The organism is Parvibaculum sedimenti, assembly GCF_009184905.1.
In the GTDB taxonomy this organism is placed as follows: domain Bacteria; phylum Pseudomonadota; class Alphaproteobacteria; order Parvibaculales; family Parvibaculaceae; genus Parvibaculum; species Parvibaculum sedimenti.
Genome location: NZ_WESC01000001.1, coordinates 1 through 20,639, shown reverse-complemented (window position 1 = coordinate 20,639; position 20,639 = coordinate 1). Strand labels below are relative to the sequence as shown.

General features: G+C 62.2%; 22 protein-coding genes and 2 pseudogenes. 8 read left to right on the top strand and 16 right to left on the bottom strand.

The window, feature by feature from the left end:
- Window positions 1-111 precede the first annotated feature (111 nt).
- The 8 genes and pseudogenes from F2P47_RS00115 to gshB form a co-directional block, all read right to left on the bottom strand.
- Window positions 112-1,095, bottom strand: a complete 984-nt coding sequence (locus F2P47_RS00115) for a c-type cytochrome (RefSeq protein ID WP_152214132.1) — start codon at window positions 1,093-1,095, stop codon at window positions 112-114.
- A 244-nt stretch (window positions 1,096-1,339) separates the two neighbouring features.
- A complete protein-coding gene (locus F2P47_RS00110) occupies window positions 1,340-2,890 on the bottom strand; it encodes a YifB family Mg chelatase-like AAA ATPase (protein ID WP_152214131.1) in 1,551 nt (516 codons plus the stop codon).
- A gap of 79 nt (window positions 2,891-2,969) precedes the next feature.
- Window positions 2,970-4,094 carry a VIT1/CCC1 transporter family protein gene (locus F2P47_RS00105; RefSeq protein WP_152214130.1) on the bottom strand — a complete coding sequence of 375 codons (1,125 nt, stop codon included), beginning with the start codon at window positions 4,092-4,094 and terminating at the stop codon, window positions 2,970-2,972.
- 66 nt (window positions 4,095-4,160) lie between these two features.
- On the bottom strand, window positions 4,161-4,463 hold the full coding sequence (locus tag F2P47_RS00100; protein WP_204886443.1) for a membrane dipeptidase: 303 nt from the start codon (window positions 4,461-4,463) through the stop codon (window positions 4,161-4,163).
- 146 nt (window positions 4,464-4,609) lie between these two features.
- The gene (locus tag F2P47_RS00095) at window positions 4,610-5,257 is read right to left on the bottom strand and encodes a hypothetical protein (RefSeq protein ID WP_152214128.1); all 648 of its coding nucleotides are present in this window, start codon (window positions 5,255-5,257) and stop codon (window positions 4,610-4,612) included.
- A 71-nt stretch (window positions 5,258-5,328) separates the two neighbouring features.
- A pseudogene (locus F2P47_RS00090) lies at window positions 5,329-5,658 on the bottom strand (ATP-grasp domain-containing protein); the annotation flags it as partial.
- A gap of 3 nt (window positions 5,659-5,661) precedes the next feature.
- A complete protein-coding gene (locus F2P47_RS00085) occupies window positions 5,662-6,690 on the bottom strand; it encodes a GGDEF domain-containing protein (RefSeq protein ID WP_152214127.1) in 1,029 nt (342 codons plus the stop codon).
- A 62-nt stretch (window positions 6,691-6,752) separates the two neighbouring features.
- Window positions 6,753-7,691, bottom strand: a complete 939-nt coding sequence (gene gshB / locus F2P47_RS00080) for a glutathione synthase (RefSeq protein WP_152214126.1) — start codon at window positions 7,689-7,691, stop codon at window positions 6,753-6,755.
- Between the two features lie 197 nt (window positions 7,692-7,888).
- Here gshB and F2P47_RS00075 point away from each other — a divergent pair, with 197 nt between their 5' ends.
- Window positions 7,889-8,575, top strand: coding sequence for a MarC family protein (locus tag F2P47_RS00075; protein ID WP_152214125.1), 687 nt, complete (start codon window positions 7,889-7,891; stop codon window positions 8,573-8,575).
- 1 nt (window position 8,576) lies between these two features.
- On the opposite strand, the gene F2P47_RS00070 is transcribed toward F2P47_RS00075, so the two are convergent.
- The 4 genes from F2P47_RS00070 to rsmI all read right to left on the bottom strand — a co-directional run bounded on the left by F2P47_RS00070 (window position 8,577) and on the right by rsmI (window position 11,446).
- Window positions 8,577-9,434 carry a SirB1 family protein gene (locus F2P47_RS00070; protein ID WP_185680869.1) on the bottom strand — a complete coding sequence of 286 codons (858 nt, stop codon included), beginning with the start codon at window positions 9,432-9,434 and terminating at the stop codon, window positions 8,577-8,579.
- 78 nt (window positions 9,435-9,512) lie between these two features.
- On the bottom strand, window positions 9,513-10,112 hold the full coding sequence (locus tag F2P47_RS00065) for a BON domain-containing protein (RefSeq protein ID WP_185680868.1): 600 nt from the start codon (window positions 10,110-10,112) through the stop codon (window positions 9,513-9,515).
- 93 nt (window positions 10,113-10,205) lie between these two features.
- Complete coding sequence (locus tag F2P47_RS00060) at window positions 10,206-10,574, bottom strand: YraN family protein (RefSeq protein WP_152214122.1); 369 nt, start codon at window positions 10,572-10,574, stop codon at window positions 10,206-10,208.
- Entirely contained in the window at window positions 10,571-11,446 is an 876-nt protein-coding gene (rsmI, locus tag F2P47_RS00055) for a 16S rRNA (cytidine(1402)-2'-O)-methyltransferase (RefSeq protein ID WP_152214121.1), read from the bottom strand. The genes F2P47_RS00060 and rsmI overlap by 4 nt, the downstream gene beginning before the upstream one ends.
- A 145-nt stretch (window positions 11,447-11,591) precedes the next feature.
- Between rsmI and F2P47_RS00050 the strand changes: the two genes are divergently transcribed.
- Window positions 11,592-12,974 (top strand): penicillin-binding protein activator, encoded by a 1,383-nt coding sequence (locus tag F2P47_RS00050; protein ID WP_185680867.1) that lies wholly within the window; start codon window positions 11,592-11,594, stop codon window positions 12,972-12,974.
- Between the two features lie 20 nt (window positions 12,975-12,994).
- Entirely contained in the window at window positions 12,995-13,642 is a 648-nt protein-coding gene (gene maiA / locus F2P47_RS00045; RefSeq protein WP_152214119.1) for a maleylacetoacetate isomerase, read from the top strand.
- Window positions 13,643-13,725: 83 nt separating this feature from the next.
- On the opposite strand, the gene hemW is transcribed toward maiA, so the two are convergent.
- Genes hemW through rph form a run of 3 tightly spaced genes read right to left on the bottom strand, consistent with a single transcriptional unit; the run spans window position 13,726 to window position 16,224 of the window.
- A complete protein-coding gene (gene hemW, locus F2P47_RS00040) occupies window positions 13,726-14,916 on the bottom strand; it encodes a radical SAM family heme chaperone HemW (protein WP_246176653.1) in 1,191 nt (396 codons plus the stop codon).
- The gene (gene rdgB, locus F2P47_RS00035) at window positions 14,903-15,511 is read right to left on the bottom strand and encodes an RdgB/HAM1 family non-canonical purine NTP pyrophosphatase (RefSeq protein ID WP_152214117.1); all 609 of its coding nucleotides are present in this window, start codon (window positions 15,509-15,511) and stop codon (window positions 14,903-14,905) included. Before rdgB ends, hemW begins: the two co-directional genes overlap by 14 nt.
- Complete coding sequence (rph, locus tag F2P47_RS00030; protein ID WP_152214116.1) at window positions 15,508-16,224, bottom strand: ribonuclease PH; 717 nt, start codon at window positions 16,222-16,224, stop codon at window positions 15,508-15,510. Before rph ends, rdgB begins: the two co-directional genes overlap by 4 nt.
- 206 nt (window positions 16,225-16,430) lie before the next feature.
- Here rph and hrcA point away from each other — a divergent pair, with 206 nt between their 5' ends.
- From hrcA to F2P47_RS00010, 5 genes are all read left to right on the top strand, one after another.
- Window positions 16,431-17,492 (top strand): heat-inducible transcriptional repressor HrcA, encoded by a 1,062-nt coding sequence (hrcA, locus tag F2P47_RS00025; protein ID WP_152214115.1) that lies wholly within the window; start codon window positions 16,431-16,433, stop codon window positions 17,490-17,492.
- 84 nt (window positions 17,493-17,576) lie between these two features.
- On the top strand, window positions 17,577-18,200 hold the full coding sequence (grpE, locus tag F2P47_RS00020; protein ID WP_152214114.1) for a nucleotide exchange factor GrpE: 624 nt from the start codon (window positions 17,577-17,579) through the stop codon (window positions 18,198-18,200).
- 270 nt (window positions 18,201-18,470) lie between these two features.
- Window positions 18,471-19,178, top strand: a complete 708-nt coding sequence (locus tag F2P47_RS00015; protein WP_152214113.1) for an NnrU family protein — start codon at window positions 18,471-18,473, stop codon at window positions 19,176-19,178.
- Window positions 19,179-19,394: 216 nt separating this feature from the next.
- Window positions 19,395-19,568: a hypothetical protein gene (locus tag F2P47_RS17555; protein WP_185680866.1), complete on the top strand. Its 174-nt coding sequence runs from the start codon at window positions 19,395-19,397 to the stop codon at window positions 19,566-19,568.
- Window positions 19,565-20,158, top strand: a complete 594-nt coding sequence (locus F2P47_RS00010) for a hypothetical protein (RefSeq protein WP_152214112.1) — start codon at window positions 19,565-19,567, stop codon at window positions 20,156-20,158. Before F2P47_RS17555 ends, F2P47_RS00010 begins: the two co-directional genes overlap by 4 nt.
- Window positions 20,159-20,267: 109 nt before the next feature.
- On the opposite strand, the pseudogene F2P47_RS00005 reads toward F2P47_RS00010, so the two are convergent.
- Window positions 20,268-20,552, bottom strand: a pseudogene (locus tag F2P47_RS00005) (alpha-ketoglutarate-dependent dioxygenase AlkB); the annotation flags it as partial.
- Window positions 20,553-20,639: the final 87 nt, after the last annotated feature.

Below are 20,639 nucleotides of genomic sequence, written 5' to 3'. Positions count from 1 at the left end.
GGCGAACATGGTTCTCGCAGTGAAGGGCAAACCGGCCCCTAAACTGCGACGAACATGCTTTCCATTCGGTTACCGCCTCCCTGCCGAGGGAGGCGGTGTCTCCGGTTCGGTTTATTTCTCGCTGGCCGGCGTGAAGAGGGTGACCTTCGAGTCGATGGGCGGCACTGTTCGGAGATAGGCATAGATCGCGCCGAGATCGGCGTCAGTCATGCCGGCAAAATAGCTCCAGGGCATTTCGGTATCGAAGTCATGGCCAGAGGGCGTGATCCTGGCGTCCGCCTCCGCGTTGCGGGAACGGAAGCGAGCGATGAATTCCTCGCGCGACCAGCCGCCGATACCCGTCTCGTTGTCCGGCGTGATGTTGGCCGAAATGGCCATGGCACCGCCGGGCAGCCCGAAGGGGTTTCCGCCGGCGAAGGGCGTACCTGTCGGCTCGCCACGCTCATTGCGCTTGGTGTGGCATTCGAAGCAGGAAGAGGTGAAGGCCAGATATTTGCCAAGCGCGACCTCGTCCTTGCCGTCCGGGCGCGTTTGCGGCGTCGCATCGGCGGGCACCAGGCGCATGAAGATCGGAAGCGGCATGGGCAGCTTTGTGCGCGGCATCGTGATCGGCTGCGGCGGCAGCGAGCGGATATAGGCTATGACCGCCTTCACATCCTGAGGATCGAGGCTCTTGTAGAAGGGATAGGGCATAACCGGGAAGAGTGGCTTGCCGTCGCGATCCACGCCCGAAACAATGGCGCGATAAAGCTCGCCATCCGTCCAGTCGCCAAGCGCCGTCGGCGTCAGGTTCGGCGCGTAGACATCGGTCGGGAAATCGGGCACGCCACCCATGTGCCGGCCCGCGCCGATGCGCGCCTCGTCGGCGACGCGGGAGAAGCGGTGCGGCTCCATTTCCGGCGTGTGGCAGGCGCCACAGGCGAACTGGCTGTTGAAGAGATAGCTGCCACGGGCGACGAGCTCGGGCGTCGTCTCGACCTTGAGCTCGGGCGCGGACGAGACACGCGGAAAGATCAGAAAGACGGCGGCTACGACCAGCACGACAAGCGCAACAATGGCGGCACCAGCCCGGAGGGCAATGCGTTTCAGCGACATGAGATGTTCCCCTTCAAGGCCGGATAATTGCCTCGGCCGTTTCGGGCGCCATCCTCATTTGATTTTTATTCGCAATCAAGACCGTGAGCGGACAATTATTGCCACCCACACAAATTGCAGCTGAACAATCCGTGCCTGTACCCGGACAATCATGGTACAGGCGCCATTTCAGGCATGCGCCCCCGGGTCAGGCATGCGCCCCCGGGTCAGGCATGCGCCCCCGGGTCAGGCATGCGCCCCCGGGTCAGGCATGCGCCCCAAGACGTCCGGCAACGGGCTCGCGATAGGCCAGCGCCTCGGCGACATGGATGCGGCGAACGCAATCCGAGCCGTCGAGATCGGCAAGCGTACGGGCAACACGGAGCACACGATGATAGCCCCGCGCGGTAAGGCGCATGCGCTCCGCCGCCTCGGTGAGGAGCCTTACGCCCGCCTCGTCGGGCGCGGCCACCTTGTCGAGCAATTCGCCCTCGACCTGCGAATTGAGGCTTGGGCCGCCATGGGCCGCATGCTCCGCGTAACGCGCCTCCTGCACCGCGCGCGCCGCCGCGACGCGGGCACCCACTTCCGCCGAGCCCTCTGCGGCGGGTGGCAGGGAAAGATCGGCAGGCGAAACGGGCGGCACCTCGACATGGATGTCGATGCGGTCGAGGAGCGGCCCTGAAAGCTTCGACTGGTAATCGGAGACGCAGCGCGGCACACGCGGGCAGGCGCGGGAGGCGTCTCCGGCATGTCCGCAGCGGCAGGGATTCATGGCGGCGACGAGCTGAAAACGCGCCGGATAGGTGACATGCGCATTGGCGCGCGCGACCACCGCCTCGCCGGTTTCGATGGGCTGGCGAAGACTGTCGAGCACCTGGCGCGGGAATTCCGGCAATTCGTCGAGAAAAAGAACACCGCGATGAGCAAGCGACACTTCGCCCGGTTTCGCTCGAAGGCCGCCGCCGACCAGCGCCGCCATGGAGGCGGAATGATGGGGCGCGCGGAAGGCGCGGGCGCGGCCAAGGCCCGTCGCCGTCAGCTCGCCCGCGATCGACGCAATCATCGAGACTTCGAGCATTTCGCGGGGATTGAGCGGAGGCAGAATGCCGGGAAGGCGAGAGGCGAGCATCGACTTGCCGGAGCCCGGAGGACCGACCATCAGCAGATTATGGCCGCCCGCAGCAGCCACTTCGAGGGCACGCTTGGCGCTTTCCTGCCCCTTGATGTCGCGAAGATCGGGAAGAGCCCGCCCTTCCACCGCGCGCATCGGCGCGGGCTCGGCGAGAACCTGCGTTCCCTTGAAGTGATTGACGAGCTGGATGATGGAACGAGGCGCGAGAACGCCGCCCGGATTGTCGGCGCCCATGCCTGCCCACGCGGCCTCGGGCCCGCAAGCCTCGGGGCAGATCAGGCCCTTGGACCTGCCATTCGCGGCAATCGCTGCCGGAAGCGCGCCCGCCACGGCATTGATCGCGCCGTCGAGCGAGAGTTCACCGATGACGACGAAGCGCTCAAGCTCCTGCGCGGGCATGACATTCATGGCGACAAGGAGGCCGATCGCAATCGGCAGGTCATAATGGCTGCCTTCCTTCGGCAGATCGGCGGGAGCGAGATTGACGGTGATGCGCTTGGGCGGCAGACCGAGCCCGATGGCCGAGAGCGCCGCGCGAACACGCTCGCGGCTTTCGCCAACCGCCTTGTCCGCAAGCCCCACGACCGAAAAGGCGGGCGCGCCGCCCGCGATCTGAACCTGCACGTCGACGGGCCGCGCCTCCACACCCAGAAAGGCGACCGTCTCGATATGCGCAACCATGCCCCGCGCCCCCGCACTCACTCAGCCCACAGAGGACCCTAGCGAAGCGGCAAGGGCGAAGCAAGAACGAAATGAGAACTCAGCCCGCGAGACTGACGCCGACCAGTGCCCCGACACCATAGGTGACGCCGGCGGCGGCAAAGCCGATCAGCAATTGCCGCATGGCGGAGAAGACGGCGCTACGCCCGGTGAAGAGCGAGGTGCCAAGACCGATGCCCACAAGGGCAAGTCCACTGAGGGTGAGGCTGACGATGAGCGCCGACCAGCCGGAGAGGAAGAAATAGGGCGCCACCGGAAAGATCGCCCCAAAGGAGAAGAGCAGGAAGGACGTTCCCGCCGCCCCCCAAGCCGATCCGCCGAGCTCATCCGGGTCGATGCCAAGCTCCTCCCGCACCAGCGTATCGAGGGCTGTGCTCTTGTCGGAGAGAAGCTTGTCGGCCAATGCCTTCGCCTCGGGCTCGCTCAGCCCCTTGGCCTGATAGATGAGGACGAGCTCTTCCTTTTCCTCCTCGGGCACCTCTTCCAGCTCCATCGCTTCGGTCGCGATCTGCTTCTCGTAGAGTTCGCGCGAGGAATTGACCGAGAGCCACTCGCCCATGGCCATGGAACAGGCGCCGGCGACAAGGCCGGCAAGGCCCGTCAGCACGATGGTGCTGTTCGAGACCTCTGCTCCGGCGACGCCCATGACGAGCGACATGTTGGAGACGAGGCCGTCATTGGCGCCCAGCACCGCAGCGCGGAGCGCATTGCCGCCCATGGCGCGGTGGCGTCCCTCGAGCCGGGCAATGGTGCCACCTTCGAGGCCGGATTTGGGGCTCGCGATGGCCGAGAGAATACGCGCATGGGAACGCTCGGCCTGCGGCAGGCCGCCCGCAACGGCTTCGGGCTGCTTGTCATAAACCCCGCTATCGGCCTGTTCGAGCGTGTTGATGACCGGAAGCACGAAAGCGGGGCCGAAGCGACGCGCCAGGAAGGAGAGGGCCCGCGTGCGAAAGCCCGGCTTCAGCCCGGGTACGCGCGCGCCAACTTTGCCGAGCTGCTTCTTCCAGTATTCTGCGTGGCTCTCTTCCACCGCGGCGAGGCGCCGATAGACCTCCGCAAGCTTCGCATCCGGCTCGACATCCGCCAACGACCGATAAAGCGATGCGCCGTCAATCTCGCCCTGGAGGTTTTCCTTGTAGCGCTCGCTCTTGCTCTCGGCCATGTCGCACTCCGTTTCGACGCATCATGACGCAGACAATGCGGGTAGGCGAGTGCCGGAGTGAGCGGCCTATGGCGCTTTCCGCGCGGCGGCAACCTCGTCCATGACGCGCATGATGTTGCCGCCCCAGAACCTGGCAATACCGTCCTGCGAATAGCCACGGCGGACGAGATCCTTCGTCAGGTTCAAGGTTTCGCCCGCATTGGCCCAGCCCGTGACGCCGCCACCGCCCTGGAAGCCCGACGCGATGCCGACATGGTCGATGCCGATCAGCTTCACCGCATAGTCGACGTGATCGACGAGATCGGAGACGGTGGCAGGCGGATATTTCCTGTTGATCGCCCCGACACCCGTTCGAAATTTTGTCCTCACATCCGGGCTCGCAGCGAAGAACGCGTCGAGGCTCGTAAGGCCGAGCGACTTCGCAAGCTTGCGGCGCGCTGCCTTTTTCTCCTTCGGCAGGGAGGTGGTCGATCGCGCCGGCTATTTGCCATCGGAGCACAACCACGAAGCATTGCTCAATGTGTGATAACCATTATGGGCGGAATCTCGATCGAGACGTTGGATCCTTGTCCCAAATTCTTGTAAACGCGGCCCGTCTCGATACTCGAAGCAATTTTGATGTTGGAAAACCCGGGATACTTCTTCACAAAAACCTTCATGTCCCGCTCCGCACGGTCCCTATAATCCATGATCATACCCGTCGTTGTGGCACCAAACCTGTCAGCCTCCTCGAAATAAAAATTGCCGAGATAGACAGCTTTGCCCGGCTCCACGTGGAAGTGGATACTGAAATCCTCCGCTGATCCCATATGTGCATAGCCGCTGCTAGCCGCCCAACGCACGATCTCATAGTCTCCCGCGGGCACTTCAACAGCGAAGAGATCGCCTTTGTCCGCACCCCCCTCTATGTCATTACCCGCAACCAACGAGACCAGCATGTCGGAATGTCCGGCGCTGAAATAGCTAATATTGGTATCGCCGATCTTTCGGTAAACGACCGTACAGGCCGAGGATGCACCCACATAGGTAATCGAACCAATTACTACCCCCTTTCCCGCGGTCTGGGAAAAAGCATAGCTCTGGTCGATATTTTTTGGCGCACAGCCTGCGAGAAAGAACCCACAGACCAGAGTGACATACCGGATTATTCTGAAATGAATCACCACAGCCCCCGTTACTCAGTTTTGTCCGTATTCAACCTGTTTGAACGAAGCGAGTCGAGGGGATAGAGACTCTAGCTACGCCGCGCCTCGATCGCGTCCCACACCAGCGCCACAATGTTGGTCTGGTCGAAGCGGTCGATCTCCTGAATGCCGGTCGGCGAGGCGACGTTGATCTCGGTGAGATAATCGCCGATGACGTCGATGCCGACAAAGATCAGTCCGCGCTTCTTCAGGTCCGGACCGATGATCTCGCAGATTTCCTGCTCGCGTTTTGTGAGTTTCGACTGCTCGGGACGGCCGCCGACATGCATGTTGGACCGCGCCTCGCCCTCGACCGGTACGCGGTTGATCGCGCCCACGGGCTTGCCGTCTCTCCGTTGAATCGTCCGCCGGCCTTCACGACATTAGTATAGCTGCGTGAGCGTCGACCTGCCGGCGCGCGCCTTCTTGTTTTCATACATCTCCTTGTCGGCCACTTTGATGGCGTCCAGAAGATCTATCTCCGCAAGGCTGAAGCACATGCCGATGCTGGCCGTGCTGCCGGTAAAAGTCTGCGCGGACGGAACACGAATTGCCGCAATCATATCGCCGATTTTCTCGCCAAGCGCCTCGACATCGGCTTCGTCACGACATGAGGCCATGACGAGGAACTCATCGCCACCAAGCCGCCCTGCAACCAGATCGTCATTCTCAAGCTTGCGCAGCACGTCGGCGACGGAACGAAGGTAGTCATCGCCGATCGCGTGTCCGTAGAGATCGTTGATCGATTTGAAGTCATCGAGGTCGATAAGGATGACGGAGTTGAACCGCCTCTCCGCCGCGTTGAAGAGCTCGGTGAGGGCGCTGCGATTTCGCAAGCCGGTCAGATAATCCCTGCCGGCGACGCTTTTGTAGTAGTCGCGGTTACGTTTGATAAAGACAAGCTGCTGGTTCATTTGCTTGTGCACATAGTCCAGGTAATAAACGACCATGCCTGCCGAGACGACAGCCAGAAGGCACTTGAGCTCCATCGCATAAAAATCGTAAGGCCCTCGGGCCTCGCTCCACTCATAGATATTGAGGCCGGTCGCCAGCAGCAAATAAGACCCGAGAAAGGCGCCAATCCAGCTCTTGTCCGAATGCCAGTAAAGCGTCATGCAGGTGAGCGGCATGAAAGCACCGACTATCACATCCTGCCTCTGACCAAAAAATTGAGCGACGAGATTGACGAGGGTCACAAGGATCAGGAAGGTGAGAAAGACCCTTTGCCTCGCAAAGTTGTTCACGACAAAGAGAAAGACGACCGCAAGAGCCTGAATCCCGGGAACAGCCATATTCATGGGGTAAAGCCGGTAGGCATTCAGCGGCACGAGGAGAAGCAGCACGACCAGAAATCGGTTCTGAAAATTCCGAATGGTCTTTTCGTCAACTTTGTCCAATACGACATGGTTCATCGAAGCCTCCCACCACCTCAGACGGGATGATTGCGGCGTGCCCCTCACCACAATCCCCGTCGCTATTTTCTTCCCTCGATCGCATCCCAGACGAGCGCCGCAATGTTGGTCTGGTCGAAGCGGTCGATCTCCTGAATGCCGGTCGGCGAGGTGACGTTGATCTCGGTGAGATAATCGCCGATGACGTCGATGCCGACAAAGATCAGTCCGCGCTTCTTCAGGTCCGGACCGATGATCTCGCAGATTTCCTGCTCGCGCTTTGTGAGCTTCGACTGCTCGGGACGGCCGCCGACATGCATGTTGGACCGCGCCTCGCCCTCGGCCGGTACGCGGTTGATCGCGCCCACGGGCTTGCCGTCGACAAGGATGATGCGCTTGTCGCCCTTGCGCACATCGGAAAGATATTTCTGCACGATGACCGGTTCGCGGTTCATCTGGCCGAACATTTCGAGCAGCGAGTTCAGGTTCTCGTCGCCCTCGCGGATGCGGAAGACGCCCATGCCGCCATTGCCGAAAAGCGGCTTCACGATGATGTCGCCGAACTCCCTGCGGAAGGCACGGATCTCTTCCGGGTCGCGGCTGATGAGCGTCGGCGGCAGCAAGCCCTCGAAGCGCGTCGCGAAAAGCTTCTCCGGCGCGTTCCTGACTTCCGCCGGATCGTTCACGACGAGCGTTTTGGGATGGACCATCTCCAGCATATGCGTCGCGGTGATGTAGCTCATGTCGAAGGGCGGGTCCTGCCGCATCAACACCACGTCGACCTCGTGAAGGTCGATCTTTTCGAGGCTGCCCAGCGTCGAATGATTGCCGATCTCGCGGCGGAGCGTCATGGAGCGGCCACGCGCATAGACGCGGCCGTCGCGCATCGAAAGCTCTTTCGGCTCGTAATAGAAGAGCCTGTGCCCGCGCGCCTGCGCTTCCAGACCGAGTGCGAAGGTCGAATCCGCGTTGATGTTGATCGTATGGATCGGGTCCATCTGGATCGCGACTTTGAGGCTCATGGGGGCTCCGGTCTTGAGGCTGGTTTCTTCTGGCGTCGAATGTGGCGTCTCGCGGTCCGCGTTTTAAGCGGGCCAGTTGTTTTAGCCCATTTTGCCCTCGACATGGGAAGGGGGCAGGCAAAAGACCAGAGGGCCGGCGGTCCATGCTTGCAGTTTTGGGCCGAAGGCACGACCCTGTTGCTTCGACGGGAGAGCACATGACCAACGAACTCATCACCTTCGGCCTGACGGCGCTGGCCGGCTATTTCGCCATTGCGAACCCGATTTCAGCGACGCCGATCTTCATCGCGCTGACGGCAGGCGACCGGCCGCCGGTGCGCCGCGCCATCGCCCGCAACGCGGTGCTGACCGCGCTTTTCGTCGTCATCCTCTTCAGCGTTGCGGGCAAGGTCATTTTCGAAATGTTCGGCATCACCATGGCCGCGCTCCGGATCGCGGGCGGAATCCTGGTCGCCATTGTCGGCTACGAGATGCTTCAAGGCCGGTCCTCTTCCGTGCAGGTGCCTCAGCAGGTCGAGGGCGAGGAACCGCGCGCCGACATTATCCGCGCCCAACTTTCGATCGCGGTATCGCCGCTCGGCATGCCGATGATCGCGGGCCCCGGCACCATCGCGACCGCAGTCGGCTTCGCGGCCAATCCGGGAGTTCTCTATACAGCCGTCTCGATCGCAGCCTTCACGGTGATCGCAGGCGTCACCTATCTCATGTTCATGCAGGCGCCGCGCATCGTGCGCTTTCTGGGGGAAACCAATCTCACCGTGGTGACGCGGCTCATGGGCCTCATCGTCGCGACCATCGGTGTGGAAATGGTGCTGACCGGCGCGGGAGACGCCATGCGCGACTTCCTGCACTCGGTGCAGTCAATCCCCATGCCCCGGCCTTGAGCTAATTCAGGCGTGTCTTGAGGCGACGCAGCGCCTCTTCGGCCATGCCTGCGATGCGCATTTCACCATCGCCCGACGCCATGTTGCGGCAGATTTCGAAAGCTTCGGCCGCCGCACCCATATGGCCCGCATGGACCTCGAGGCGGCCAAGCTCGAAATGCAATCCGGCGCGGCGCGGCGCGATCCATATCATGCGGGCGACGACGTCTCGCGCGCGATCCAGCTCATTGGCGCGAATGGCGCGGCTCAGAATATTATTCTGTAGTCGGAGCAGAATGTCACGCGCACTCACCGACGCATGAGTCTCCGGCGTCAGCTTTGCTTCCTCGCCCTCGATACTGCGAAGAAGGCGAAGAAGATCGGCGGTGGAAAGAAGCTCGCCCCGATTGAACGGATCAATGATCGCGGCGGTTTGACCGACGCGAAGACGCAGCACGAAATGGCCGGGAAAGTTGAGCCCGCAAATATCGAGACCGAGCGACCGGGCGGCATGCAGATAGAGAATGCCGAGCGTCACCGGCAAGCCTTTGCGCCGATCTATCACATGCATCAGGTTCGCATTCTGCGGATCGTCGTAAGTCGCATTATCACCTCGATAGAGGAAACGATCGGCGACGATGGCCGCAAGCGCGCCGGCGACGACCTCCGCGCTGTCGCCGCTTCGCGACGGATCGGGGCTGAGCCTCACGCGCAGGCTGCGGACGAGTTCCTTCAGATGTTCTTCATAGGGCGCCAGCGAAATGCCTGGGCGGTCAAGCGCTGCAAAGGCGAGCGCCAGACGCGCGATGTCGAGCGCGTCGTCAGGCGTCTCGCCCGCGGCTCTCAGTTCGGCTTCGATGTCAGCCTCAGCCTTGCCCATGTGTCGATCATGGCGCGGGAAGCGCCATGACGGCAAGACACCTCTCGCCATCATGGCCGAAGAAATGAGCGGAAGGATTTACTGCTGCGTTATGGAGGATTTGACCTCGACATTCGAGACGACGTTGCGGACGCCGGAGACCCCGCGCGCATGCGCGATCACGCGATCAAGCTCGGACTGGTTCTGGGCTATGCCCATCAGGTAAACCGTGCCGCGCACAGTGTCGATCGAGTAGTTGATGCTTGAAATTTTCGAGTCGCCCGTGATCTCGCCGCGAAGCTTGGTCGTAATCACCGTGTCGTCGGTATTCTCGGAGAAGCTCAGGGGCTGTCCAACCTGAAGTTCGTCGATGACCTGCTTCACGCCATCGACCTTGCGGCTGATCTCCACAACGGTCAGGCGATCCTCTGTCCTGGCGACCGTGCCGATGAGTACGACGCGGCCCCGGTTCACCTGCGTCGAAACGCGACGGAAGAGATCGCCATTCTTGTCCGCAAGCCTGCGATTAATCTCGAAGGCGATTTCGTTGTCGTTGACGCCCTGTTCAAGGCCGCGATCCTGCGCAGCAGCAACAGCGCCCGTCGCACCCGCGCCCACGACCAGAGGGATGCATCCGGACAAGGAGAGAGCCGAGATGAGAAGCGCCGGAAGAAGCCGCGCCGTCGTGAGATGTCGCATTATGCTCAGCCTTTCGAGCCATCGAAACGAACCATCACGCAAAAAGACCCCGGCCATGCGGCGATATTATGACGATAGTTGGGCCGCTGCGGTTCAGGGCCGCCAGGCATCGGGCAAATGGCGGGGCCAGCGGCGTGGTGCCACCAGAACCAGGTCGAACCGCATGTCGAGATCCATCAGCGCCGGACGGGCACCGACGAACAGCTCCGCCGCGCGGGCGAGGCGGGCGCGCTGGCGCATCTGAAGCGCTTCGGCGGCAGCCTCCAGATCGCTCCGGGCCTTGACCTCCACGAAGACGAGGCTACGCCCGCGCCGAACCACGAGGTCGATTTCGCCCGCCCGGGTCTTCATGCGCCGCGCCAGGATGCGATAACCCTTGAGTTGAAGGAAAAGAGCGGCCAGCGCCTCGGCGCGAAGGCCGGAGGTATGGGCCGCGCGGCCCCGCGCCGCATCGCCCCTCATTCGCCGTCGTCGCCCGAGAGCGTCAGGGCGCGAGCATAGACCTCGCGCCGGGGAAGCCCGGTCATGGCCGTGACTTCGGCGACCGCGTCCTTGAGGCTCGTTCGCTTCAGGGCGTTTTCGAGCATGGCATCGACTTCTCCCTGGCAAAGGGGCGCGCGTGCGGCCGGCGGGCCCACCACCACCACGATCTCGCCCTTGGGCGCGCCCGCTTCGGCATAATGCGCGGCAAGGTCGGAGAGGTGCCCGCGGCGCACCTCCTCGAAGCGCTTGGTCAGTTCGCGGGCGACGGCCGCCTCCCGGGGCCCAAGCGCCATCGCCATATCGGCGAGCGAGGCATCGAGCCGGTTCGCGCTTTCGAGAAAGACGAGCGTCGCCGGAACGGCGGCGAGGTCGGCCAGCTCCTTGCGCCGCGCCTCCTGCTTTGCGGAGAGGAACCCCGCAAAGAAGAAACGATCCGTGGGCAGGCCCGCCAGCGTCAGCGCCGCCATGACGGAGGAGGCGCCGGGCAGCGTTGTCACATTGTGGCCGGCCTCCACCGCCTCGCGCACGAGCTTGTAACCGGGATCGGAGATGAGCGGCGTACCCGCGTCCGACACCAGCGCAATGCGTTCGCCCGCTTCGAGACGGCGCAGAACCTTCGGCCGCATCTCCGCGGCGTTATGGTCGTGGTAGGGCGCCATTTTCGTGTCGATCCCGTGAATGGCGAAAAGCTTTGCCGTCACCCGCGTATCTTCGCAAAGGACAAGATCGGCACCCCGCAGCACGTCGAGCGCGCGCAGGCTGATGTCGGAGGCATTGCCGATAGGCGTCGCCGTCACATAAAGGCCGGGCGCAAGGGCATTGAGAGAGCGATCGGGAGCAGGTTTCGACATGAGACTTCCGGTTTCGGGGGTGTGGCGACCTTGCGCCGGACCGCCTTATTTGGCAATGCCGGGCCGCATCGGGGGAGCCTTGGCGTTTACTTGGGCCGGGAGCGAGATTAGGCTCCAGCCTTCATTTCTGGGACATATGGTTCGCATGCAGCGCCTCGCCTCGCATCTTCCTTCTGGCTTCCGTTCGGTTCTGGGGGCGCTTGTTTTTCTCGGTGCAGGCTTGAGCCTTGCGGGCTGCGCCGGATTCGGCGGCGCCGAGGAAGCGCCGCCACCGCGCCCGGTCCTCCAGTCGCCGCCCATCGCCGTGCAGCCGCCGCCGCAAAAGGTCGAGCCGCAGGCGACGCGCCAGACCGGCGGCTTCTACACGCCGAAGCAGATGGAGGGGCGCCCGCTCATCCGCGTGGCGCTGCTGCTGCCGTTCAATTCCTCGCGACCCGATGTGCGGGCGCTGTCGAACTCGCTCTACAACGCCGCGCAGCTCGCACTGTTCGAGTTCAACAATCCGAACATCCTGCTCATCCCCAAAGCGACCGGCGGCAGCGCGCTCGGCGCGCAGACGGCGGCGACCGAGGCCGTGAAGGAAGGCGCCGATCTCATCATCGGGCCGCTCTTCGCCGAAGAGGTGAGCGCGGTGGCACCAGTCGCCCATGGCGCCAATGTGCCGGTCGTCGCCTTTTCGACGGACTCCACTGTCGCGGGCAACGGGGTCTATCTCCTCTCCTTCCTGCCGAGCGCGGACGTGAACCGCATCGTCGACTATGCGGCGTTGCACGGCATCACCAATTTCGCGGCGCTTTTCCCGCAGAACGATTACGGCATCCGTGTGCGCGCGGCCTTCGAGCAGGCGGTCGCCGACCATGGAGCCCATATCGCGGCCGTCGAGACTTATCCGGCGAATGGCCTGGGCATGAACGGGCCGGTGCAGCAACTGGCCAATTACGGCGCCCGCCATGGCGCGCTGCTCGCCAAGCGCAGCGAACTGAAGAAGGCCAATGACGTGCAAGGCCTCAAGGAAATCGAAAAGCAGGACACGATCGGCGATGTGAACTTTCAGGCCGTCTTCGTGCCGGAAGGAGGCGCGCGGCTGCGCGCGCTTGCGCCACTGCTGCCGTATTACGATGTCGACCCGCGCAAGGTGAAGTTCCTCGGCACCGGCCTCTGGGACGATCCTTCGCTGCAGAGCGAACCCTCGCTCGACGGCGGCTGGTATCCCGCGCCGCCGCCCGAGGCGCATGCGCAGTTCGTCGCGCGCTATGCCCGCGTCTACGGCTCGACGCCGCCGCGCATCGTGAGCCTTGCCTATGACGCCGTGAGCCTCGCGGTGGCGCTCGCCTCGAAGCCCGAGGGCGAGCGCTTCACCGCGCAATCGCTCACCGAGCCGGATGGCTTTGCGGGCGTCGACGGCATTTTCCGTTTTCTGCCCGACGGACGGACGGAACGCGGCCTCGCCATTCTCGAAATGCATGGCTCCGGGCCCGTCGTCATCGATCCCGCGCCAACCAGCTTCAGCGTGCCGCCATCCCTCTAGGTTCTGTGAGTTCCCGGTCCATGCGTCTCTATAATTTCTTCCGAAATTCGGCAGGCTATCGCGTCCGCGCCGTCCTCAACCTCAAGAACATTCCCTACGAGCATGTCTCGATCGACATTCGCCCGCCGGTCGAGGCGCAATTCTCCGAAGAGTTTCGCAAGGTCAATCCGCTGGCGCTGATCCCGGCGCTGGAGCATGACGGCAAGATCATCACGCAGTCTTCCGCGATCATCGAATATCTCGAGGAGCTTTTCCCCGAGCCATCCGTCTTCCCGAAGGATGCGGTTCTCAGGGCGCAATCGCGCGCCTTCGCCGCCTCCGTCGCCGCCGAGACCCATGCGCTGCTCAACATGCGCGTCTTCAAGTTCCTCGACAAGGAACTGGCGCTGCCGCAGGCCCACCGCGACAAGTGGTATGCGCATTGGGCGCATAAAGGCTTTTCAGCCCTCGAATCGATGCTGCGAAATGGGCCGGACACGCAATTCGCCTATGCCGACTATCCGACGGTGGCCGATATTTTTCTGGTGCCGCAATATTACAATCTGCGCCGCATCAAGATGGATCTGAGCGCCTATCCGCGCCTTGGCGAAATCGTCGCCCGCTGCGAAGCGCTGCCCGCGTTCCAGAAGGCAGCGCCGGAAGCGCAGCCGGATTACGACGACCGGTAATTGGCAGCGCACTTTTCTGACGACTGAAAAAGCGATTGTCACCCCCGGGACGTAGCCCGGGGTGACAGTTGAGGTGGGTACCTTTACGCCAGCAACCGGCCAAGGAGCGCATCGAGGACGAGGCGGCCGCGCTGGGTGGTAGCGATGCGATCGCCCTCGCGCAGCAGGAGCCCCTTCTGCACGAGGTCGTCGACGCGCGCGTCGTCAAGCGCGTGGCCGGTAAGGTGGGCGTGGCGCGAAAGCGAGACGCCTTCCTCGAGGCGGAGACCCATCAGCATCATCTCGTCGCCCTGTTCGGCCGTGCTCACGTCTTCGAGCGCCGCAATGCCGTGGCCTTCCGCGTTCACGGCGGCGAGCCATTCGCCCGGCATTTTCAGCGTTTGGGTCGCGAGCTTCTTTCCGTCGCCAGAGATGCGCCCATGCGCGCCGGGGCCGACGCCCGCATAATCGCCATAGCGCCAATAGACGAGATTGTGCCGCGCCTCCGCGCCGGGCCTGGCGTAGTTCGACACTTCATAGGCGGACATTCCGGCTTCCGCCGCGATCTCGCCGGTCAGGCGATAGAGCTCGGCTGCGTCTTCTTCCTCGGGCAGACGGAAGGCACCGCGCTCATAGAGACGCGCGAAGGCCGTGCCTTCCTCGATGGTCAATTGATAGAGCGAGAGATGATCCGCGGCATGCGACAAAGCGAGACGCAATTCGCGCGCCCAGGCCTCAGCCGTCTGTCCCGGTCGCGCATAGATGAGATCGAAAGAGAGGCGCGGAAAGATTTCTCGTGCAAGGCCGATGGCCTTCAACGCTTCTTCCGCGCTGTGAAGGCGGCCCAGAAACTTCAGTTCGCGGTCGTCGAGCGATTGCACGCCGAGCGAGAGGCGATTGACGCCCGCCGCGCGATAGCCGCGAAAGCGCTCCGCCTCGACGCTGGTGGGGTTTGCTTCAAGTGTGATCTCGACGCCCTGATGGATGCCCCAGAGCCGGTCGATGGCAGAGAGCACCGCTTCGACGGTCGGGACCTCCATCAGCGAAGGTGTGCCGCCGCCGAAGAAGATCGAGCGCAGCTCGCGCGGGCCGGTGAGGCCGCGCATGTGCTCAAGTTCGCGCGTCAGGGCATCCGCCCATTGGCGCTGATCGACATTGGCGACGACATGGGAGTTGAAGTCGCAATAGGGGCATTTGGACAGGCAGAAGGGCCAGTGGACATAGACGCCGAAACCGGCCTCGTCCTCTCCCTGAACTATATTTCTTTTGTCCGTATTCAGACTATTTCTGTCCAAAGCAGCTATCGACGATTTGCCGGAAGGCGTCGGCGCGATGCGACATCGCGTGTTTGCGCTCGGGCTCCATCTCGCCGAGGGTTTCGTCGTAGCCATTCGGCACGAACATGGGATCGTAGCCAAAGCCTTTCGTCCCGCGCGGCGGCCAGACGAGTTCGCCGTCGACCCGGCCTTCGAAATATTCGATGTGGCCATCGGGCCAGGCAAGCGCAAGGCCGCAGACGAAATAGGCGCGTGTATCGAGCGTGCCTTCCTCGACGAGACCGAGGCGAACGCGCTCCATCGCGAAGTCGAAATCCTTCTGCGGACCCGCCCAGCGCGCCGAATAGATGCCGGGGGCACCGCTCAGCGCCTCGACGCAAAGGCCGGAATCGTCGGCAAGCGAGGGCTTGCCGCTGGCCTTCGCGGCGGCGAGCGCCTTCAGCTCCGCATTGGCGCGGAAAGTCTCGCCGGTTTCTTCCGGCTCATCGAGGCCCAGATCGCCGGCGGACACGGTTTCGATACCGAAAGGCGCGAGCAATTCGCGGATCTCCCGGACCTTGCCCGCATTGTGGCTGGCAACAACCAGTGTCTTTTCGGCAAACTTGCGGCTCATAGGCCGACGGCCTTCTTCTGAAGCTCCACGAGATCGGCGATGGAAGTCCGCGCGAGGCCGAGAAGCGACATCAGCTCTTCCTGGCTGAAGGGTTCGGCTTCCGCCGTGCCCTGAATCTCGCAAATGCCGCCCTTGCCGGTCATGACGAAATTCGCATCCGTCTCGGCCTCGGAATCTTCCGGATAGTCGAGATCGGCCACGGGAACGCCGCGATAGATACCGCAGGAGATCGCCGCCACGTGATCCTTGATCGGGGAGACGGTCAGCATGTTGCGGGCCTTCATCCACTCGATGCAGTCGTAAAGCGCGACCCATGCGCCGGTGATCGAGGCCGTACGGGTGCCGCCATCGGCCTGAAGCACGTCGCAGTCGATCGAGATCTGACGCTCGCCGAGAAGCTTCATGTCGACGACGGAGCGAAGCGAACGGCCGATCAGGCGCTGGATTTCCTGCGTGCGGCCGGACTGCTTGCCCTGAGCGGCCTCGCGGCGCATGCGCTCATGGGTGGAGCGGGGCAGCATGCCATATTCGGCCGTGACCCAGCCGGCGCCCTTGCCCTTGAGGAAGGGGGGCACGCGCTCTTCAAGGCTCGCCGTGCAAAGCACATGGGTGTCGCCGAATTTGACGAGGCAGGAGCCCTCGGCATGCTTGGTGACGCCGCGTTCGAGGCTGACAGCCCTCATCTCATGGGGCGCACGACCAGATGGACGCATGGAAACCTTCTCTTCCGTCAAAATTGCTGTTGGCCCGCCGATGCCGGACGCGCCGGGGACCGCGGGTTTAGTAGCGCGGGCAGGGCCCAAAGGCAAAGGTTGCGGGAGGCCGTGGACTGCCGCAATTGACGGGGGAGGCCACACTTCCTAGATTTACCTCGAATTTTAGCGCCAAATTCAGACAGATAGCGGAGACGCAAGAACCCATGGTTGCCGTCAAGGATCTCAACGATCGCTCGCGCGAGATATTGCGCCGTGTCGTGGAGAGCTATCTTGAGACCGGCGATCCGGTTGGCTCCCGCTTCCTGTCGCGCCATCTTCCCATATCGCTTTCGGCTGCCTCGATCCGCAATGTGATGTCGGATCTGGAGGCACTCGGCCTGCTTTTTTCACCGCATACGAGCGCGGGCCGCATTCCGACCGAAGCGGGCCTGCGCATGTTCGTGGACGGGCTTCTCGAGATCGGCGACCTCTCGGAGGAGGAGCGCCGCTCCATCGAGCGGCAGGTGTCGGGCCAGCACAAGAGCGTCGAGGACGTGCTCGACGAGGCGTCGAAAATGCTCTCCGGCCTCAGCCATGCGGCAGGCTTCGTGCTGGCGCCGAAATATGAAGCCTCGCTGAAGCATATCGAGTTCGTGCCCATCGATCCGGGCCGGGCGCTCGTCGTCATCGTCACCGAAGGCGGCGAGGTGGAAAACCGCGTCATCGAAATTCCGATGGGCCTGCCGCCTTCGACGCTGGTGGAAGCGACCAATTATCTGAATGCGCGGCTTCGCGGCAAAACCTTCGAGGAAGCGAAAACCATTCTCGCCAGCGAGATGGAAACGCAGCGGGCGGAACTCAACGAACTGACCTCGCGCGTCATCGCGTCGGGCCTTGCCACATGGTCGGGATCGAAGGTCGCGCAATCCGACGATCCGCTGTCGAAGTCGCTGATCGTGCGTGGCCGTGCGCGGCTTCTCGAAGATGTGCATGCGATGGAGGATCTGGAGCGCGTCAGGCTGCTTTTCGACGAGATCGAGAACAAGCGCGAGCTGGTGCAGCTTCTCGGCCTCGCCGAGCAGGCGGATGGCGTGCGCATCTTCATCGGCTCGGAGAACAAGCTCTTTTCGCTGTCGGGCTCATCGCTGATCATCAGCCCCTATATGGACCAGCGCCAGCGCGTGGTCGGCGTGCTGGGCGTGATCGGGCCCAAACGGCTCAATTACGCCCGCGTGATCCCGATGGTGGATTACACGGCGAAACTCGTCGGGCGCCTCATCAACTGAGGCAGGACGGCAATTCGAAGCACCCAGGTTGACAGACGGGGCCCGAACGCGCACATGCGGGGCTCACATCCAGTGGATATGACGATGAGCGATCAGAACAACGAAAACGAAGCGGCGGCCATGGGCATTGCGCCCCAGCCGGAAACCGAAGGCGCCATTGAACCCCAGGGCGTCGAAGGCGAGGGCGACCCCTTCGTCGTGCTGCAGGCGCTTCAGGCCGAAAATGCCGATCTGAAGGACAAGCTCCTTCGCGCCGTCGCCGAGGCCGAAAATGTCCGCCGCCGCGCCGAGCGCGACAGGCAGGATGCGGCGCGTTATGGCGCGCAGAATTTCGCCCGCGACATGGTGCCGGTGTCGGACAATCTGCGCCGCGCCATCGCCACGCTGAACCCCGAAGAGCGCGAAGCCGCCTCCGCGACGGTGAAGGCGCTGATCGAAGGCGTGGAGATGACCGAGCGCCAGCTCCTTGCGACCTTCGAACGCCACGGCATCAAGGAAATCACGCCTGCCCCCGGCGACCGCTTCGACGCCAATCTGCACGAAGCCATGTTCGAAGTGCCCGGCACCGGCCAGCCGGCGGGCACGGTCGTCCATGTCGTCGAGGCCGGTTACATGATCGGCGACCGCCTGCTGCGCGCCGCCCGCGTCGGCGTCGCCAAGGCGGATGAGGCTGCGCCCAGCGGCACCCATGTCGATACCAGGGCGTAAAGCCATCCCGGCCTGATCGCAGGCCGACCTGCACACATCCCCGAAAAGCAATGTCTCCCTGCGTTAAGCGGGGAGACAGCACCACCGCTTATCCCCGCCCCATCGCCAGCGCTTATCATTCGACCTCGTTGAAACGGGTTCGGAGCGAGGCTTTGTTTTTGATGTTCTTTTTTGACGTTCGGGCGAATTGAGGCATGCTGAGAAAAGCCCTTGTTCGGGAGGGGGCAAGAACGATTTTCAATCGCGTTTGGTACGAGGCAGGGGAGTTTCATGGCGAATCTGTGGGCGGCGGCGGCCTTCTTTCTGGCTATTCACATTGGCGTTTCGGGGACGCGTCTGCGCGATGCAGTCGTCGGCGCTGTCGGCGAATGGCCCTATCTCGGCGCTTTCGCGCTCGCCTCTGTGGGCGGGCTCGTCTGGCTTATCATCGGCTACAACGAAGCCGTGATGGAGCCCGACCGGCTCTATTGGGTTGCGCCCGTCGGGCTCAAGCACATGGCGCCGCCGGTCATGCTGATCGCCTTCCTTTTCGCGGTGGTGGGCCTCACCACACCGAACCCGACCGCCTTCCGCTCGGAGCGCGTGCTCGACACCGAAGGCGACGACGCGCTGGGCATCGTCCACATCACGCGTCATCCGTTCCTCTGGGGCGTGATGATCTGGTCGACGCTTCACATCGCCATGAAGGGCGACAAGGCCTCGATCCTTTTCTTCGGAACCTTCCTGCTGGTCGCGGCGCTGGGCACGCTCTCCATCGACGAAAAGCGCCGCCGCAAGCTCGGCGCGAAGTGGGACGCCTTCGCGGCCAAAACCTCAAACCTTCCCTTCGCGGCGATCTTCTCAAAGCGGACGAAGTTCCGTTTCACGAGGCACGGCTGGTGGCGCATCCTCGCCAGCCTCATCGCCTTCGCGCTGATGCTCTATGTCCATCTCTGGCTTTTCGAGGTCTCGCCGATCCCGGGCTGGAAGCCTTATTGAGATAAGAAGACTAAGCGCGTGACCGGTCAACGAAATCACGACCCGTGGCCATTCGGATTCAAACTTTGAAAAAGTTTAGATATCACGAAATCGGACTAAGCTCGTTGCTCACCAAGGAAGCAATGAGCTTCTACCTTAAAAATTATCATTTGTCAATGCCACCATGAGATGGTCTATCAATTTTGATTGGCTGTAGTCCGACTAAGGAAGACGATCATGACAAATGACGCAAAGCGTGCTGCGATCAAAAAGATGATCGCCCAACACACAAAAAACGTCACAGCTAGCGCTAAGACAGCCCAACAATCACTCGTTAAAGAAGGCGTGTACACCAACGAGGGAAAGCTATCTCCCGATTATGGTGGTCAGAAGGTTATTAACGCGCGTTGAGCCGGCTTCAAACATCTTTCGTCCTCGGCTATCACGGTTGCGACAAAACTCTTGGTGAGCAGGCCGTCACCGGAGAGATAGACCTTTTACATAGCAAGACAGCGTTCGATTGGCTTGGCTCCGGAATTTATTTTTGGGAGGGCGATCCGCGCAGAGCGTGGGAATGGGCAGAGGCAAAAGCCGCCCGCAGTGATTACAAAGAGCCATTTGTAATAGGAGCGGTAATCGACTTAGGCAATTGCCTCGATCTGCTCGTCCGAGAGAATCTTGAATTGGTCAAAGACGCTGCGAATTCCTTTGCAGAGGTTCAGAAGGCCTCCGGCTATCCAATGCCCGTTAACGCAAAAGCGCCTAAGGACCCAAGTCCAGATCTGGTGTTGCGCTACCTCGACTGCGCGGTAGTTAATCATCTTCATTCAATTATTGAGGGCCCAAACCGACCAGAAGGTGTTGAACCATTTGACACTGTGCGAGGTCTATTTGGCGAGGGAATCGAACTTTTCCCGGGAAGCGGCTTTAAAGACAAAACTCACTCTCAAATTGCCGTGAGAAACACAGACTGCATTAAAGGGATTTTTCTTCCGCGATGACGCACCAAATTATCTCCCTACTGACTTTTTAAAGCGTACCTGCTCGATAAACTTTTGGTTCGATCAGCCAGCGATCAAAGCTAACCATGATCAAAAGGCGCTCATCCTCTCATACATTCCTCACCCGCCTCAGAGTCAAATTCAGCCTCCCTCCGCCTTCCACCAGTTGCGACGAGCCGGGGATGATCCGGTCGACGCCGTGGAAGCGCAGGCGGGAGGCGCCGCCCAGAACCAGCACGTCGCCGCTCGAAAGGCGGAAGCTTTTCGACTTGTCGCGGCGCTCGTAGCCGCCGACGCGGAAGACGCATGTGTCGCCCAGAGAGACCGAGAGGACGGGGGCATCCAGTGCCGCTTCGTCGCGGTCCTGATGGAGGCCCATCTTGGCCTTCTCGCCCCGGTAAATAGTAAGCGGTGTTTTGCCCCCACATTACCTCTGGCGTCGTGATCTGCGATCACCTTTTGATGGAAGATTGCAGGGAGT

Excerpts from the sequence above, each read along its gene's own strand:
- F2P47_RS00105 (WP_152214130.1), bottom strand. The coding sequence starts at position 4,094 with ATGGCCGAGAGCAAGAGCGAGCGCTACAAGGAAAACCTCCAGGGCGAG.
- maiA (WP_152214119.1), top strand. The coding sequence starts at position 12,995 with ATGCGTCTCTATAATTTCTTCCGAAATTCGGCAGGCTATCGCGTCCGC.
- F2P47_RS00115 (WP_152214132.1), bottom strand. The coding sequence starts at position 1,095 with ATGTCGCTGAAACGCATTGCCCTCCGGGCTGGTGCCGCCATTGTTGCG.
- gshB (WP_152214126.1), bottom strand. The coding sequence starts at position 7,691 with ATGAGCCTCAAAGTCGCGATCCAGATGGACCCGATCCATACGATCAAC.
- F2P47_RS00065 (WP_185680868.1), bottom strand. The coding sequence starts at position 10,112 with ATGCGACATCTCACGACGGCGCGGCTTCTTCCGGCGCTTCTCATCTCG.
- grpE (WP_152214114.1), top strand. The coding sequence starts at position 17,577 with ATGAGCGATCAGAACAACGAAAACGAAGCGGCGGCCATGGGCATTGCG.
- F2P47_RS00015 (WP_152214113.1), top strand. The coding sequence starts at position 18,471 with ATGGCGAATCTGTGGGCGGCGGCGGCCTTCTTTCTGGCTATTCACATT.
- F2P47_RS00060 (WP_152214122.1), bottom strand. The coding sequence starts at position 10,574 with ATGAGGGGCGATGCGGCGCGGGGCCGCGCGGCCCATACCTCCGGCCTT.
- rsmI (WP_152214121.1), bottom strand. The coding sequence starts at position 11,446 with ATGTCGAAACCTGCTCCCGATCGCTCTCTCAATGCCCTTGCGCCCGGC.
- F2P47_RS00070 (WP_185680869.1), bottom strand. The coding sequence starts at position 9,434 with ATGGGCAAGGCTGAGGCTGACATCGAAGCCGAACTGAGAGCCGCGGGC.
- F2P47_RS00075 (WP_152214125.1), top strand. The coding sequence starts at position 7,889 with ATGACCAACGAACTCATCACCTTCGGCCTGACGGCGCTGGCCGGCTAT.
- rdgB (WP_152214117.1), bottom strand. The coding sequence starts at position 15,511 with ATGAGCCGCAAGTTTGCCGAAAAGACACTGGTTGTTGCCAGCCACAAT.
- F2P47_RS00085 (WP_152214127.1), bottom strand. The coding sequence starts at position 6,690 with ATGAACCATGTCGTATTGGACAAAGTTGACGAAAAGACCATTCGGAAT.
- F2P47_RS00050 (WP_185680867.1), top strand. The coding sequence starts at position 11,592 with ATGCAGCGCCTCGCCTCGCATCTTCCTTCTGGCTTCCGTTCGGTTCTG.
- F2P47_RS00110 (WP_152214131.1), bottom strand. The coding sequence starts at position 2,890 with ATGGTTGCGCATATCGAGACGGTCGCCTTTCTGGGTGTGGAGGCGCGG.
- hrcA (WP_152214115.1), top strand. The coding sequence starts at position 16,431 with ATGGTTGCCGTCAAGGATCTCAACGATCGCTCGCGCGAGATATTGCGC.
- rph (WP_152214116.1), bottom strand. The coding sequence starts at position 16,224 with ATGCGTCCATCTGGTCGTGCGCCCCATGAGATGAGGGCTGTCAGCCTC.
- F2P47_RS17555 (WP_185680866.1), top strand. The coding sequence starts at position 19,395 with ATGACAAATGACGCAAAGCGTGCTGCGATCAAAAAGATGATCGCCCAA.